The sequence below is a fragment of the Tenacibaculum holothuriorum genome (genome assembly GCF_002120225.1).
Classification (GTDB): Bacteria; Bacteroidota; Bacteroidia; order Flavobacteriales; family Flavobacteriaceae; genus Polaribacter; species Polaribacter holothuriorum.
This window is the reverse complement of sequence record NZ_LAPZ01000015.1, coordinates 1-15,673: the sequence shown is the minus strand read 5'-3', so window position 1 is coordinate 15,673 and position 15,673 is coordinate 1. Positions and strand designations below refer to the sequence as shown.

At 30.0% G+C, this 15,673-nt stretch carries 12 protein-coding genes; 9 read left to right on the top strand and 3 right to left on the bottom strand.

Annotation, left to right across the window (positions count from 1 at the left end):
* Positions 1-32: 32 nt before the first annotated feature.
* From WH52_RS13215 to WH52_RS13175, 9 genes are all read left to right on the top strand, one after another.
* The gene (locus WH52_RS13215) at positions 33-1,784 is read left to right on the top strand and encodes a DUF4153 domain-containing protein (protein ID WP_086031437.1); all 1,752 of its coding nucleotides are present in this window, start codon (positions 33-35) and stop codon (positions 1,782-1,784) included.
* Positions 1,774-2,490 (top strand): 3'-5' exonuclease, encoded by a 717-nt coding sequence (locus WH52_RS13210; protein ID WP_086031436.1) that lies wholly within the window; start codon positions 1,774-1,776, stop codon positions 2,488-2,490. Before WH52_RS13215 ends, WH52_RS13210 begins: the two co-directional genes overlap by 11 nt.
* A gap of 256 nt (positions 2,491-2,746) precedes the next feature.
* On the top strand, positions 2,747-3,586 hold the full coding sequence (locus tag WH52_RS13205) for a hypothetical protein (protein ID WP_086031435.1): 840 nt from the start codon (positions 2,747-2,749) through the stop codon (positions 3,584-3,586).
* A 56-nt stretch (positions 3,587-3,642) separates the two neighbouring features.
* The gene (locus tag WH52_RS13200) at positions 3,643-4,347 is read left to right on the top strand and encodes a hypothetical protein (RefSeq protein WP_086031434.1); all 705 of its coding nucleotides are present in this window, start codon (positions 3,643-3,645) and stop codon (positions 4,345-4,347) included.
* A 16-nt stretch (positions 4,348-4,363) separates the two neighbouring features.
* A complete protein-coding gene (locus WH52_RS13195) occupies positions 4,364-4,921 on the top strand; it encodes a DUF6705 family protein (RefSeq protein ID WP_143592177.1) in 558 nt (185 codons plus the stop codon).
* Between the two features lie 120 nt (positions 4,922-5,041).
* A complete protein-coding gene (locus WH52_RS13190; protein ID WP_086031432.1) occupies positions 5,042-5,551 on the top strand; it encodes a DUF6705 family protein in 510 nt (169 codons plus the stop codon).
* A gap of 213 nt (positions 5,552-5,764) precedes the next feature.
* Positions 5,765-8,011, top strand: a complete 2,247-nt coding sequence (locus WH52_RS13185) for a hypothetical protein (protein WP_086031431.1) — start codon at positions 5,765-5,767, stop codon at positions 8,009-8,011.
* 159 nt (positions 8,012-8,170) lie between these two features.
* Positions 8,171-8,722: a hypothetical protein gene (locus WH52_RS13180; RefSeq protein ID WP_086031430.1), complete on the top strand. Its 552-nt coding sequence runs from the start codon at positions 8,171-8,173 to the stop codon at positions 8,720-8,722.
* Positions 8,723-8,733: 11 nt separating this feature from the next.
* Entirely contained in the window at positions 8,734-9,228 is a 495-nt protein-coding gene (locus tag WH52_RS13175) for a hypothetical protein (RefSeq protein ID WP_086031429.1), read from the top strand.
* A 139-nt stretch (positions 9,229-9,367) separates the two neighbouring features.
* Here WH52_RS13175 and WH52_RS13170 read toward each other — a convergent pair whose 3' ends face one another.
* The 3 genes from WH52_RS13170 to WH52_RS13160 form a co-directional block, all read right to left on the bottom strand.
* Positions 9,368-11,230, bottom strand: a complete 1,863-nt coding sequence (locus tag WH52_RS13170) for an ABC-F family ATP-binding cassette domain-containing protein (RefSeq protein ID WP_086031428.1) — start codon at positions 11,228-11,230, stop codon at positions 9,368-9,370.
* Between the two features lie 73 nt (positions 11,231-11,303).
* Positions 11,304-14,696, bottom strand: coding sequence for a GEVED domain-containing protein (locus WH52_RS13165; protein WP_086031427.1), 3,393 nt, complete (start codon positions 14,694-14,696; stop codon positions 11,304-11,306).
* A 228-nt stretch (positions 14,697-14,924) separates the two neighbouring features.
* Positions 14,925-15,673: GEVED domain-containing protein (locus tag WH52_RS13160; protein WP_143592175.1), on the bottom strand; the 749-nt coding region annotated here is incomplete at its 5' end.

Below are 15,673 nucleotides of genomic sequence, written 5' to 3'. Positions count from 1 at the left end.
TTCTTTGTATTTTTATAGAAAAACCAATTTCTATGAAATTACTAATTTCTCTTGGAGAGATTTCTCAAAAAACCAAAAACACTTTTAAACGGTTTCCAATTACCCTTATTTGGGCTATTATTGGCACACTTTTTTGTCTTTATGTTTCAGAAATTGAAGCTAACGAAGTATTTTACGGTAGAGTAATTTTAACTTTCATACTAGGAGTAAGTTGGCTCATAGCAACTCGTTTTTTAGAAGAGCAATTTTCGAACAATAAACAATGGATATTCTTAATAACTCTTGTTTTTCTGTTCTTTTTTTATTGGCATTTACCTAGTGACGAAGCTCGATTAGAATCTATTTATATCACTCGTTTTATTTTATTTTTTATAGCAGGTCATTTGCTTGTTTTAGTTGCTCCCTTCTTTTTCAAATGGACTAAAGAAACTTATTTTAACTATCTAAAAACAGTTTTTGTAGCCATTACAAGGAGCTTACTCTTCTCTTTAATTTTATATCTAGGATTTGTCTTAGCATTACTAGCTATTAAACACTTATTTTCGGTTGATTTCGACGGAAAACGCTTTCTGCAAATCTTTATCGTATGTATTGGAATTGTAAATACTTGGACATACTTAGCTGACTTTCCTAAAGATATTCACCATCAAAACAAAATAGATTACGGAAAAGCTCTAGAAGTTTTAGTAAAGTACATTTTAATTCCGTTAGTAATCTTATACCTCATAATTTTATATGCCTATGCTTTAAAAATCACTATAAACTGGAACTTACCAAAAGGTTGGGTTTCTTACTTAGTAATTGCACTTTCTTTGTTAGGATTTTTCATACAGATTCTCATAAACCCTATTCAAAAAAGCATCAATTCTCGACCTATAAACAAGTTTTATCCGTGGTTTTATTATGCTTTACTTCCATTAATTGTATTATTATTTATTGCCATTTTTAGAAGAATAAGCGAATACGGAGTTACCGAAAACCGATATTTTGTTTTAGTACTAGCACTATGGATTTTAGCAATCTCACTCTACATGCTATTCAGCAAACAAAAAAGGATGATGATTTTACCTTTAAGTTTATCAATACTAGCATTATTAGTTTCATTTGGTTTTTGGGGAGCATTTTCAGTATCAACCAATAGTCAACTACAACAATTTCAAAAAGTATATTCAGAAATTGAAACCAACGGGTTTACAACTACGCTTAAAAAGAAAAATCAATTACGCTCCATTGTTTATTATTTAAGTGATAAACAGCAGCTACATAAAGTAGAAACTGTTTTAGGTTATAGTCCTACCACTACGTTTAAAACTGATAACAAATGGCAATTACAAAATAGGTTGCTTGATAGTTTGAACATAAAAATTACGGATACTAAAAGTAACACAAGAAGCTATTTTACTTTAGATCAACAAGATTTTGTAATAACCACAAAAGGGTATGATGCATTAAAGCAAATATATCTTAACAATTACCATAGAGATGATCAAAAAATAGCATCATACAAATTTGCGTTGCAAAAAGCTTCGAATCGTATAACTATATGGAAGAATAACGATTCTATAGGTGTTTTAGATTGCTCACTTCTTTTACAAACACTAAGAAACAAAGAAAACACACATAATATTAATCAGAAATTAATGACTCTTGAAAAAGAATTTGAGCAAGTAAAATTCAAGTTTATATTTCAAGACATATCTTTATACAACGAAACAGAAAAAAAGAATACACTTAGTTCTGCCAATGTGTATGTATTACTAAAAGAAAAAGAAGATGCTGAATAAAATTAACATAGAAAATGTATTGTTTCTCGATATAGAAACTGTACCTCAACAAGAACATTGGAGTGAGCTTTCTACAGAAATGCAACAATTGTACGAAACCAAAACCCAATACCAACGAAAAGAAGAGTTTTCTGCGGAAGAATTTTATCATAGAGCAGGAATTTGGGCAGAATTTGGAAAAATTATCTGTATTTCGGTTGGGTATTTTGTAAAACGTAAAGAAGGACAACAATTTAGAGTAACCTCATTTGCTGGTAATGATGAAAAACAAATTTTAAACGACTTTAAATCGTTGTTAGACACTCATTTTTATCAGAAAAAACATTTACTGTGTGCCCATAATGGTAAAGAGTTTGATTTTCCGTTTATTGCCAGAAGAATGATTATACACCAAGTATCTTTACCCGAAAAACTCAACTTATTTGGTAAAAAACCTTGGGAAGTACCTCATTTAGATACCATGGAACTTTGGAAATTCGGCGACTACAAACACTTTACCTCTTTAAAATTGTTAACTCATATCTTAGGAGTTCCTTCTCCTAAAGAAGATATAGATGGCAGCCAAGTAGCAGCCGTATATTATAAAGAAAACGACTTACCAAGAATTGTAGCATATTGCGAACGAGATACTGTTGCCATTGCTCAATTATTACTACGCTTTTTAAATAAGCCTTTGTTAGCAAACGAGCAAATTGTAACCATCTAACTACAAACAAGTAACCTTGTTATAATTAAATATTTTTACTATATTTAAACTGAAAAATTGTTAAAGAGATAGTCCCACTCCTTTCCTTTTTATTTTTTCTAAATTTTTTTAATGATGTGTTAATATGCGGGTATCCGTATAAAAAACACATATTCAAAAATTATTTTTAGAGCACTAAATAGAGTTTGTGTTTACAACAAACCATAACAACATTTTTTAGTAGCTAAAATTATAATTATTAAAACTTTTAAGCATTATGAAAAAGAAACTAACAAAACTTTGTATGCTGTTTTTAACAGTATCATTACTATTATTTAATTGTGTTCAAGATGAGTATACAAGAACAAATACAGTAAACTCTTTTAATGTTATAGAACTTAATTATTTGGAGTTTATAAATGATAAAGATATAAAAGACAATACTAGTTTACTTAAAAGATTAACCATTAAAAAACAAGTTAAAACCAATGCCTATAGTAAAGCAACTCAACTTTCTAATGGGTTAACAATTTTAGTTGATAAAGTAAAAAAAATTGTTGCTCCTAATTTTACTACTTGGTCTTTTCAAACAAAAGAAAAACTACTTAATAGTTCTTCTTTTGAAAACTTTGTTGTAAAAAAACAACAAGGTGTATTTAGTTACTATATTGTATCTTATGAATTTATAAGTCCTTCTAATTTTGGTTATAAAAGAGTAAGATCGTATAGTATACCAAAAACATTATTAAATCTTGAAAATTTAAATGTATTGTCAAAAGGTGATCTTTTAACTTGGATTGGTAATGGTAGTGATGGCGGAGATAATAGCCCATGCGAGGGTGTAGTATCTACAGAAATAAAAGCTTGTAATCAAGGAGGTGTACATGAGGTAAAGTATTGTTGTCAGCATATAGGTAATAAACATGGGTGTGGTGATACACCTCTTTGCGATAAGGTTTGTGAGGGTACAACCAAAATAGCGATTATAGATTTTTCTAATTGTAATAATTCTAATACTACAGATAGCAACTCTAACAATAACATACCTAATGATAATGTAAACGATAATCAAAATGTTGGTGCGGAGGTAGTAACAATACTAACGATAGCCCTATAGCAACCTCTCCTGTAGAATTAGAAGACCCTAGATGCCCTAAAGGAAGTGGTAAGATATTGATTAATGGAGTTTGTAAATGTCCTAAAGACACTTATGAAAATAATAACGGCACCTGTATTTTAAACCCTTGTAAGTACATAAAACTACAAATACAAAACCCAAGATATACACAACAAGCCAATGAATTAAAAGGCAAAACAGGGTTAAAAAAAGAGTTTGGGTATAAGCAAAACAAAGATGGCTCTCAAACAACTTTAACAGAAACTAATGGCGGACACTCATTAAAAATACCTATAGATAGAAGTACCGTAGGTTATATGCATACACATATTGATGATTTCTTAAATGGAGATATTGATAAAAAAACAGGTGAACCATTAATGGATAAACCCATAAGAATGTTTTCTCCACAAGATATACTCAAATTTTTGCATATTATAAAAAACACCAAATACAATAGTGTGCCAATACACTTAGTGTATGCAACTATGATTTCTAGCAAAGGTAATTACACTTTACGATTTACTGGAGATGTTAATTTTAGCACTTCCCATATAAAAACTGCCGAAGAGTATAAAGAAGATTTTACGAAATATTTTACCAAAAAATATAAGAATAATACAGAAAAAGCCTTTTTACATTTTTTAAAAGACTTTATAAAAGTAGACGGTGTAAATTTATACCGTTTACGAGACAACGGAGATATAGAAAAGAAAACTCTAAAAGCTAACGGAAAAGTAGCTACTAATGATTGTGAATAATTTAAAAATAAAGAAAATGAAAAATATAATAACACTGTTAATATTAATAGCTATAACTATAAGTTGTAAAGCTCAAATAATAGCTGTAGAAAACTTTGAAGATTACCCTAATGAATTACCAGATGGTGCCTATATTAAAGATGTAAACAATGTTTTAGGTAAATATGTAGGAACTTGGAAAGGAACTTATAATAATAAAAATTATGACTTTAAAATAGTAAAATATACTGAAAATAATATAGACCTTAAGTACAAAGAAGATATGCTTTTAATTCGCTATAAAATTACAGATAGCAGCGGTACAGAATTAGCCAATACTTTAAGTTTACCTAATAGTAGTCCTTATATTATTTTTGGTAGGTATCTAGCAAAGTCAGGAGGGTATGTATTAAACTACCAAGGTTTAAATGCTAAATGTGGGCAAAACGGAAGAATTTATATCTCTACTTATGGTGCAAACGATACTAAATTACAATTGCTTTTGATGGTATCTGGAGAAATATATGATGAGTGTACTACAGGAGCAGTCCCACAAATTATGCCTACAACTTCTATGGAGTTAATAAAACAATAAAAATCATACCAAGAGTTAATAGCTATTAACTCTTGGTTTTTTATTTTAAATGAAAAAATAATAATTATACTAATAGCGTTTTCAGCTATTTCTTGCAAAGCACAAAATCCAATTGTATCATTGGATGCTAGACAATATAATACTCCAAATGGAGCTTATTATAAAGATTTAAACAATGAATTAGATAAGTTTGTGGGAACTTGGAAGTTTACTGATGGAAATAAAGAACTTATAATAGAATTAGGTAAAATAGAGCAATTACAAATTAGTAATAATTATAGAGATTATTTAAGAGGAGAGTATTCATACATAGAGAACAACTCTACATTGGTTAATACGTTACCATTAAACTTAAATGAAAAAGCTAATTTGGGTGGGAGTTATATATATCCTCCAAACAGAGTGCCAAAATGCAACTCTTGTAGTTCAAACGAACGAAGAGTAAACATGTATTTTAAAGATCCAGAAAGAAAATATTTAGATGCAAGTATCATGTTACGTTATATAGTAGGTAGTAATCCTCCACAAATGATGGTTAAAATATATAATTATGAAATGGCTATAGTCCCTGACGGAGCATCAAATGAGCTTAGAGTTCCTTATGGTACTTATTTAATGACTAAACAATAAAAAATTAAAAACAGTAAGATGTTTTATTTCTTACTGTTTTTTTAGTTTATGAAATATATAATAATTATAACATTAGTAATTACAGCTATATCTTGCAAAGCACAGAGCCCAATATTAGGACTTGATCAGACATCTTTTTATTCAAATAGTAGTACTTATTATAAAATTTTATATAAATTTATAGATACTTGAAAAAGAGATTATATAAATACTATGAAAAAAAAACGATTACTAATACTACTTTTTTTTCTTGTTTCTTATTCTATTCAATCACAAATTAATAAAAAAATTGCAGACATAATAGTAGAAGACTTTCAAAAAACAAGCAAGAACAATTCTTCAGAATCAATTTATTTACAAACCAATAAAGGAGTATATGAAACAAAAGAAGATTTATGGTTTAAAGGTTACGTTTTAAACTCAAAAAAACTTACCCCATCTAACAAAAGCAAAACATTATTTGTTCAATTAACAAATGCTAAAAATAGTAAAGTTGTTTGGAAAGAAAAATATGAAATAAAATCAGGATTTGTTGATGGACATTTATACCTATCAGATACTCTATCTTCTGGTAAATATACACTAGAAGCATATAGCTCAATGTCTTTTTTTAATGGCCTTAAAAAGTATAATGCTATAAGAGAGGTGTTAATATTAAAAAACATAAAAAATAAAACTAAAAACAAAATACTAAAAAAAGATAGTGTTATTGACTTTAATACCTTTCCTGAAAGCGGAAACATAATTAATAATATTCAGAATAAAATTGCATTCAAGGCTGTAAATTCTAAAGGATTACCTGTAAAAGTTTCTGGTATATTGTACGAAAACAATAATCCTATTTTAGAGTTTAAGAGTGTACATAATGGCATGGGAAGTTTTCTATTTACTCCTAATTCTAAAAACACTTATCATATTATACTTTCAAAGCCATATTCAAAAAAATACACCTTCCCTAAGATTCAAACTAATGGTACTGCATTACAATTATTAAATAAAAATAAACTTTATGCTACTTTTAAAATAATAAAAGCTAATGCCACTACAATTAACAATCCTGTTTACTTAAGGGTTCAATCTAGGGGAGTGGTGCATAGTGTAGCTATGACCTACTTAAAAAAAGAAAAAATTATAAAGATTCCTATAAAAAACATACCTCAAGGCATAGTTGAAGTTACTTTACTTGATGATTATTTTAGGCCTATAGCCGAACGATTAATTTATGTCAATTTACATAAAAAACTAAATATAAAAACCACATTAAATAAAAAGAGGTTTTCAAAAAGAGACAAGGTTATTTTAAAAATAAAAGTAACAGATACAAACAATATTCCTGTTAAAGCTCATCTGGGGTTAAGTGTTTTCGATAAACTATATTCAAATGTTTTAGATTCAAAAAATATACTTACTCACTTTCATCTTTCTACACAATTAAAAGGAAAAATTTATAATCCTTCGTATTATTTTGACAAACAGAATATGAATTCTGCTATAGATTTATTACTGTTAACTCAAGGGTGGAGACGTTATGTTTGGAATAAAAATAATTTAAAAGAACGTAACCTACATTTTAAAAAATTAATTTCTGATAATATCATTGGTTATGTTAGACAACTAAACCCAAATAAAAATAGTATTGAACAAAATAATAAAACCGTTATGGTTTTCTCTAATGATAGTACTATAGGAAAAAGCTTTATATCAACTAACTCAAAAGGCTATTTTAAAATTAATTCTACTCACCTTAAAATGGGTGAAAAAGGCTATTTTTATTTAAAACCGTTTGGATCAAAAAACAATCAGTATACTATTAATATAAATGACAATAGCTTTAATATTATAAACTCTAGTAAGAAAAAAATAAATTTCAATTATCCTATATACCTAAACCAGAATAAAATTAAAGAAGAACCACAAGACCCTTTTTTTTCACCAAATAGTTTTAATTTATTAGATGAAGTTATTATTAAGAATAAAAAAAAGCGAGTGTTTAGAGATAAATATTTAGGTTCTTTAGATAGTATAGCTAAACTTGAGTTTAATGATTATGTCTGTTTTTATAATATTTTAAACTGTTTAAACCATACTTTTGATAAAAGTAGAAGACCTAAAGATGGTAAATTTTATATTGATGGTCGAACTGGTGAAGAAGTATTATATCGGTATAAAAAACATAGTGAAGAAGACCTACTAAAAAAGTTTAATTTAAGAATGATAAAAGGTTATTATGGTAAAAGAGAATTTTATCATCCTATTTATGATAAAGTAACTATAAATAACCCTCTTCCAGATTACAGAAATACTCTTTATTGGAACCCAAACATAATAACAAACAGTAAAGGAGAATATAATATAGAATTTTTTACTTCAGATATCAACTCTTTATATATAGGTATTATAGAAGGCCTTAGTGAAACTGGTGTCTTAGGAACTAAAAAATTTAAATTAAAAATTAAATAGTGTTAATATGCGGGTATCCGTATAAGAAAAAAATGTTCTAAGATTATTTTTGGAACTAAAAACACACTTAGTAAACGTAACTAAACATATTTTTATACATCCTTTTTAGTTGTATAAACGTATGTTTTATTCATATATAAATAAGTGTAACAAATTTTGATGAAAAAGATGCTTAGGAGAATTTCATATCTGATAATATTATTATTTATATCTAATTGTAAGTCATATAAAGCAAAAGAGATAGAAAGATATAAAGTTGAAAAAACTCAAAGAATTATAAATTCAAGAAATTTCACAGTGCACTATCCTGATAATTGGTATTATGAATTAGTTCACAATTCAATCATATATAAACCAAAAGAGATTGATGATAAATTAAAAAGATGTATGATTGAAATTTTCACAACAAATCATTCTATTTACAATTTTAGTCCTCTTAATTTAATTGATAGGGATAGCGTGAGCTATAAGGAATCGGAATTTCCTAAAATAATTAAAACGAAATTTGGCAAAACATACTTATATAGAGTAAACAATATTTATGAGTATGAATATCTTAAAAGTAGAAATGAAACTATAATTATTCTTTTACAATTTTTTCACAAAAAACAACCTTATTTTTTAAGATATACTTCGGATAAAACTTATTTTGATTTATATTTAAAAGATATTGATTATTTTATTGATAATTTAGAATTTAAAGACAGTTAAATCTATTTCTAATGAGAATATTTTTTTTAATAATTACTTTATTGATTAGTGTTTATTCATTAAGTCAGGAAAATAATAAGTTTAAACCAGGAGTTAAATTAGTAGAAAATAAAATTATTTCTAAGATTGATTCTCCAAAATCAATTTTATTTGATTTTAGAAAAGGAATGTGTGATGAAAATTTCTATGTGGATTTGGTAATTAATATCAAAAAAAAGTTAAGAAAATCAAATATTAAAAAGGTTTATTTTAGTCCATTCGAACTTGATGAATCAACAAAAAATGAATATGATTTAATTTGTCATATTTCTAAAACTAATTTTAACAGTTGGGGTAATGATTTTGTAAAAAGTAGGAAACAAAGTTTTATTATTATAGTTGAACTGGAGAATAATAGAACAAAAAAGATAATAGAAACAGCTAAAATTAATGTAAAGAGTTATTACCATATTGGAACTCAAAACAGAAAATTAAGTAAACTAATTTATGATTTAATCATTGAATAATAAACTTGTTACAACAACGTATTCAATTAATTGCTTGGTTCGATTTCCATTTACGAAAATTCTAACGAATTTTCTTTGTTCTGGAACTATTTGCTAAATTTAAAGTGTAAAACACACAACTAAATTAAATACAAAACCGTTAAACTTCCTCCATCTTCATAGACAACTCAAACCAACGTTCTTCTTTGGTTTCTAGGCTTTCTATGATTTCTTGTAGTTCGAGAGATTTATCATTAATATCATCCATAGCTATTTCTCCATTGGTAAATTGAGCCTCTAACTTTACCTTCTTTTTTTGGAGTTTTTCAATATCTACTTCTAATTGCCCGAACTCACGTTTTTCATTATAACTTAACTTTCCTTTTTGAGGTGTTTTTTCTCGCTTTACAGCTTCTTTCTTCTCTGTTTTAGGTTCTGGTTCTTTAGAGTCTTCATACGCTCTAAAATCGGTGTAATTTCCTGGAAAATTCTCTATAACTCCATTGCCTCTAAACACAAACAAAGAATCTACAATTTTATCCATAAAATAACGGTCGTGAGATACTACCATTAAGTTACCAGGGTAGTCTAACAAAAAGCTTTCTAACACGTTTAATGTAACTACATCTAAATCGTTTGTAGGTTCATCGAGAATTAAAAAATTAGGGTTTTGTATCAATACCGCACACAAGTACAAACGCTTCTGTTCTCCCCCACTCAACTTTTCTACAAAATCGTATTGTTTTTTTCTATCAAATAAAAAGCGTTCTAGTAATTGAGCTGCAGAAATTCTTCTTCCTTTGGTTAGTGGAATTTCTTCTCCAAACTCTTTAATTACCTCAATAACTTTTTGTCCTTCTTTAATGGTAATTCCTTTTTGGGTGTAATAACCAAACTTTACCGTTTCTCCTATCACAACTTTACCACCATCTAACGGAATACTATTGGTTAGCATGTTTAAAAACGACGATTTACCAGTACCATTTTTTCCAATAATACCTATACGTTCACCTTTTTTAAACACATAATCGAAACCATCTAAAATTACCTTGTCTCCAAAGCTCTTTTTTAGTTTATGAAGCTCCACAATTTTGCTTCCTAAACGCTCCATATTAATTTCTAACTGAACTTCGTGTTCTTGCCTACGTTGCTTTGCTTTTTTCTTTATTTCAAAGAAATCATCAATACGAGATTTCGACTTGGTAGTTCTGGCTTTTGGTTGACGACGCATCCAATCCAATTCTTTTTTAAACAAACTTTTTGCTTTGCTTAAATTGGTAGCTTCTAAGGCTTGTCGTTCTTCTTTATTTTGAAGATAATACGAGTAATTTCCTTTATATTTATATAGTTTACCGTTATCTAATTCTAATATCTCGTTACATACACGTTCTAAGAAATAACGATCGTGTGTAACCATAAACAAGGTAATTTTTTCTTTTGCAAAAAAAGCTTCTAACCACTCAATCATTTCTAAATCTAAATGGTTGGTTGGCTCATCTAGAATTAACAAATCAGGTTTGTTAATTAAGATAATTGCCAACGACAAACGCTTTTTTTGTCCACCAGAAAGTTCAGCTACTTTTTGCTGTAAATTATCAAGTTTTAATTTCGATAAAATTTGTTTGTATTGCGTTTCAAAATCCCAAGCATTGTGTTGTTCCATCAGTTCAAAAGCCTTTTGATATTCTTCAACATCATCAGGATTTTGTAATGCTTTTTCGTACTGCTGAATTATAGGAAGTATGTTGTTTTCAGTAGAAAAAATAGTTTCTTCGATAGTAAGACTGGTGTCAAAACTAGAATCTTGTGCTAAGTATGCAATATGGATTCCTTTTCTACTAATTATTTGACCAGAATCTGGTTGATCTTTTCCTGCAATTATATTGAGTATAGATGTTTTTCCGCTTCCGTTCTTAGCAACAAAGGCTATTTTTTGATCTTTATTAATTCCAAAGGATAAATCGTCGAACAATACTCTTTCTCCGTACGCTTTACTAATATTTTCTACCGATAAATAATTCATTTGGCAAAAGTAATTAAAAAACCCCAAGCAATAATCTGCTCAGGGTTTTTACTAGTGTATGAAGGGGTTAAAACTATTTCTTAACCAATTTAGTAGTTAATGATTTTTGACCATCATTTACTTCTAAAATATACATTCCAGAATTTAATTGAGAAACGTTGATGTTTCCTGAGTCTAAACGACCAGCTTTTACAACACGTCCAATAGTGTTTACAATCTTATAAGAAGCGTTGTCAGCTTTAGAAGCTAATTTAACTTGTACAAAATCTACTGCTGGGTTAGGGAACGCTGTTAAGTCTAAATTTCTTTCGTTTCCTAAAGCTTCTCCTGCAGATACATCAGCAAAAGTTGTTAAGCTTGATGCAGAAGCAGTAATATTTACAGTATAATCTTCAACCTCTCCGTCTGCGAAAGTCTCACAAGCAGTTTGCGCTGAGTTGTACTTCATAGATACACGCATTCTTGTGTTACCTAAAGTAGCTCCTGCTGGTACAGCAACAGTAGCTGTTAAGTTATTAGCGCTAGATGAAGATCCAGAAACAACTTTTTCAGAATTTTCAAATGTTCCGTTTTGGTTAAAGTCGATCCAAACTGCCCAGTGCTCTGTATATGCAGTACTTCTAAATCCTGCACTTACAATCATTTGATTAGAACTTCCTTGAGCTAAAGTAGCTACTTTAGAAGTATTGTCTTTATAACCTCCATCGTTTCCAGAAGCATTTGTCATTCCACCTAATTCAACATTGTCAATCCACTCATAAGTAGACCTGTTTCCTTTAGATGCACAGTAAGATACTTGATTAGATAAAGTAGTTACGTTTACAGTATTACTAGCAGATGATACATTACCTGCTGCATCTTTAGCTCTTACAGAGAATGTGTAAGCTGTAGCTGCAGTTAAACCAGTAATATTTGTAGAAGTATTCGCTGTAGAACCTAATTTAGTAGATCCTTGGTATACATCATATTCTGTTACTCCTACGTTATCTGTTGAAGCAGTCCAGTTTAATGTTAATGTAGTCTGTGCAACATTAGAAGCTGCTAAACTTGTTGGAGCTGTTGGAGCTTGTGTGTCCGGTTGAGCAGCACCTACAACAACTGTATAATCTTCTACTTCTCCATCAAAATTAGTTTGACACGAAGTTGGGTTAGCGTTATATCTTGCAGAAACTCTCATTCTAGTACTACCAGACTTTGCATTTGCTGGAACAGCTACTGCTTTTACTGGTAAAGCTCCGTTAGATACGTTACTAATATTTCCTAAATCATATGTTTCACCGCTATCAGCGAAGTCACCGTCTTGGTTCCAGTCAATCCATGCAATTGCGTCTACTCTATAGTTACCATCTGTATTTACATTTACTGTAAGGTTTACAGAAGATGAAGGCGCCACTGTAGTACTTAAACTTGTAAAGTCTTCATAACCTTTATCTTTTGCAGTTCCGTCTGCTTTGTCAATAGATCCGAAACGTACTCTTGTTACTCCTGTTGCATAAGAAGTATTACCACTAGATGCACAATAGTTAATTTGTACTGCTGGAGTTGTAAAGTTTACTGAAGCACTGTAGTTAGAGTTTCCTGAAGAACACTTAGAACGTACTTGAACTTCGTATTGAGTAGAAGCAGATAATCCGCTTAAAGAAGTAGATGTAGAAGATACTGCATTAGTAGTCCATGAAGTAGTACCTACTTGACGGTAACGTACATCATACGTAGCTCCTGAAACAGCCGTCCAAGAAACTGAAGCTCCTGTTGCAGTTACTGAAGAAGTAGAAACTCCTGTTGGTACAGTTGCGTTACATACAACTGGAGTACCAGTAATACCTGTTACAATTAAAGAATAGTTTTGGCTACCTCCAGTTAAAGAACCTTTGTGAGATACTGTAATAGTATACGTTCCTGATGCATTAGCAACGTCTACTCTTTCATAAGGATCTACATTGTTATCTCTTTTTGCGTTTGTAGTTGCTCCTGTTAACTCATAAGGTAAATATGTAGTTCCTGATTTAGAAACTCTTAAATCTAAATCGTTTACTAATACTGGAGTAGTAGAATTCACTGTAGTATTAGCAGTACCTGGTCTATCTGTCCAAGAAATAGAAGCTAATAACGGACTAGTTCCGTCAGAATTTACAGTAATTGTATATGTTTGACCAGAAGTTAATGTTAATTCTTCAATCTTAGATTGATTTCCTTTTTTAGTAATAGTTTCTGCTGCTTTTTTAGCATTTAATAATCCCCATCCGAAAACAGCATCTGGTCCTGAAGCACCAGCATCATCAGCAGTATGTAAAGCTAAACCTTTTAAAGTTGCTGCTTTCATAAAGCTACCACTGTTTAAGTTTTTGTGGTGTTGTTGTAATAATAATAACGACCCAGTTACGTTAGGAGATGCCATAGAGGTACCTGAGATAGTATTATATGCAGTATCACTGTTTTGGTAAGTAGAGTATACTCCTGTACCATTACCAGTAATATCTGGTTTAATACGGAAATCGTCTGTTGGTCCTTCACTACTTGAGCTATTAATTGATACAGAAACTAAGTTTCCGCTTGCATCAACGTTTGCATCTTGAGCGTTTGCAACTACTAAGTTGTTTTTAGAAGTAGAGTGACCTGTTAATTTATCAAATCCTGAACCTCCTGTTGGATTATTATTAGCTGTGTTATCATTACCATCGTTACCTGCTGCAACTACCATTAAGTAATTAGGAGCATTAAACATAATCTCATCCCAAGCTCTAGATTCAGTAATATAACCACCAAAATAGTGCTGTGGTAATTGTACTTGACCGAATTGATTTCTTGTTGCAAATCCGTATGAATGGTTAGAGATTAACATTCCGTTAGAAGCTGCATTTGTAGCTTCAGTTTTATCATTATTCCAATCACTACCTCTTACTTTAGAGTGAGGTGCCATACCTTTTGCGTTTGCTTGTACACCAGATGCCATAATAGTACCTGTTACGTGTGCCGCGTGAAAGTTTAAAGAAGAACTACCATCAAATACTGAGAAACGGTTGTTACCTCCTGCTCCATCATATTCTTGGTGAGAAGCTCTTGCAATACCACCATCCCATACGTAAGCAGTCATTCCTTGTCCCATTAAGTTTAATCCTAATGAACCTCCAGAATTTAAATGATTTGTTCTTGTAGATTTTGCTGCATCTACATTGTAAGTAGTATAGTAAATTGGTTTACCATTAACTACTTTTTGAAGTTCTAACAAACGACCATCTTTGGTTGTAAACTTTGTTTTCCAACCGCGTTGTTGTGCCATTTGTAATGCTTGTTTCTTTTCTGCTGAAGCTTGTTTAGAAAAGTTTTGTTTTAAAGTTTGAAGCTTGTTTAAATCGTACTTACTACGAATTTTTTCTGCTTCAATTTTGTCTTGTGCTTGCGCTTGGTACGATAAACCTAGGAACGCAGAAGCCAATACAAGTCTACTAAAGTACTTGTGTTTCATTGTGAAGGGTTAATTTAGTTAATATTTGTTTTAGTTAACAAAACATAGGTTTTATTGAGTTTTCACTGTTAAAATCTTTAAAATTTTGTTAAAACTTCGCCAAATATATAAAAAAAATAAAAAGTTCAAAATCAACATTTCAATGTTTTAATATATTCTCAAAATGAAAACAACAAAAAACCCAGTGTTTAACTGGGTTTTTACTTGATAATATTTTTTTAAAAAAAATTATTTTTTTAACAACTTAGTTGTTAATGACTTCTGTCCGTCATTTACATTTATAATGTACATTCCTGTACTTAATTTAGATACATTAATGTTTCCTTCATTAATGTTTCCTGACTTCACTACACGTCCTAAAGTATTTACAATTCTATATGTTGCATTATCTGCTTTAGAAGTTAATTTAATTTGTACAAAATCTGCTGTTGGATTTGGGAAAGCCATAACTTCAAATGATTGCTCATTACCTAAAGGATCTCCTGATCTAACATCTGCTAATTTAGTAGAAGAAGAAGTAATATTTACTGTGTAATCTTCAACTTCACCATCTGCAAAAGTCTCACAAGCAGTTTGAGCTGCGTTATATTTCATAGACACACGCATTCTTGTATTACCTAAAGTTGCATTAGCTGGAACAGCTACAGTAGCAGTTAAATTATTAGCGCTAGAAGATGATCCTGAAACAACTTTTTCACTATCAGCAAAAGTTCCATCTTGGTTAAAATCAATCCAAACTGCCCAGTGCTCTGTATATGCAGTACTTCTAAACCCTGCACTCACAACCATTTGATTTGAACTTCCTTGAGCCAATGTAGCTACTTTAGACGTAAAGTCTTCATATCCTCCATTATCTCCTGTTGCATTGGTCATTCCTCCTAATTCTACATTATCAATCCATTCGTAAGTAGAACGATTAGATTTTGATGCACAGTAAGATACTTGGTTAGATAAAGTAGTTACGTTTACAGTATTAC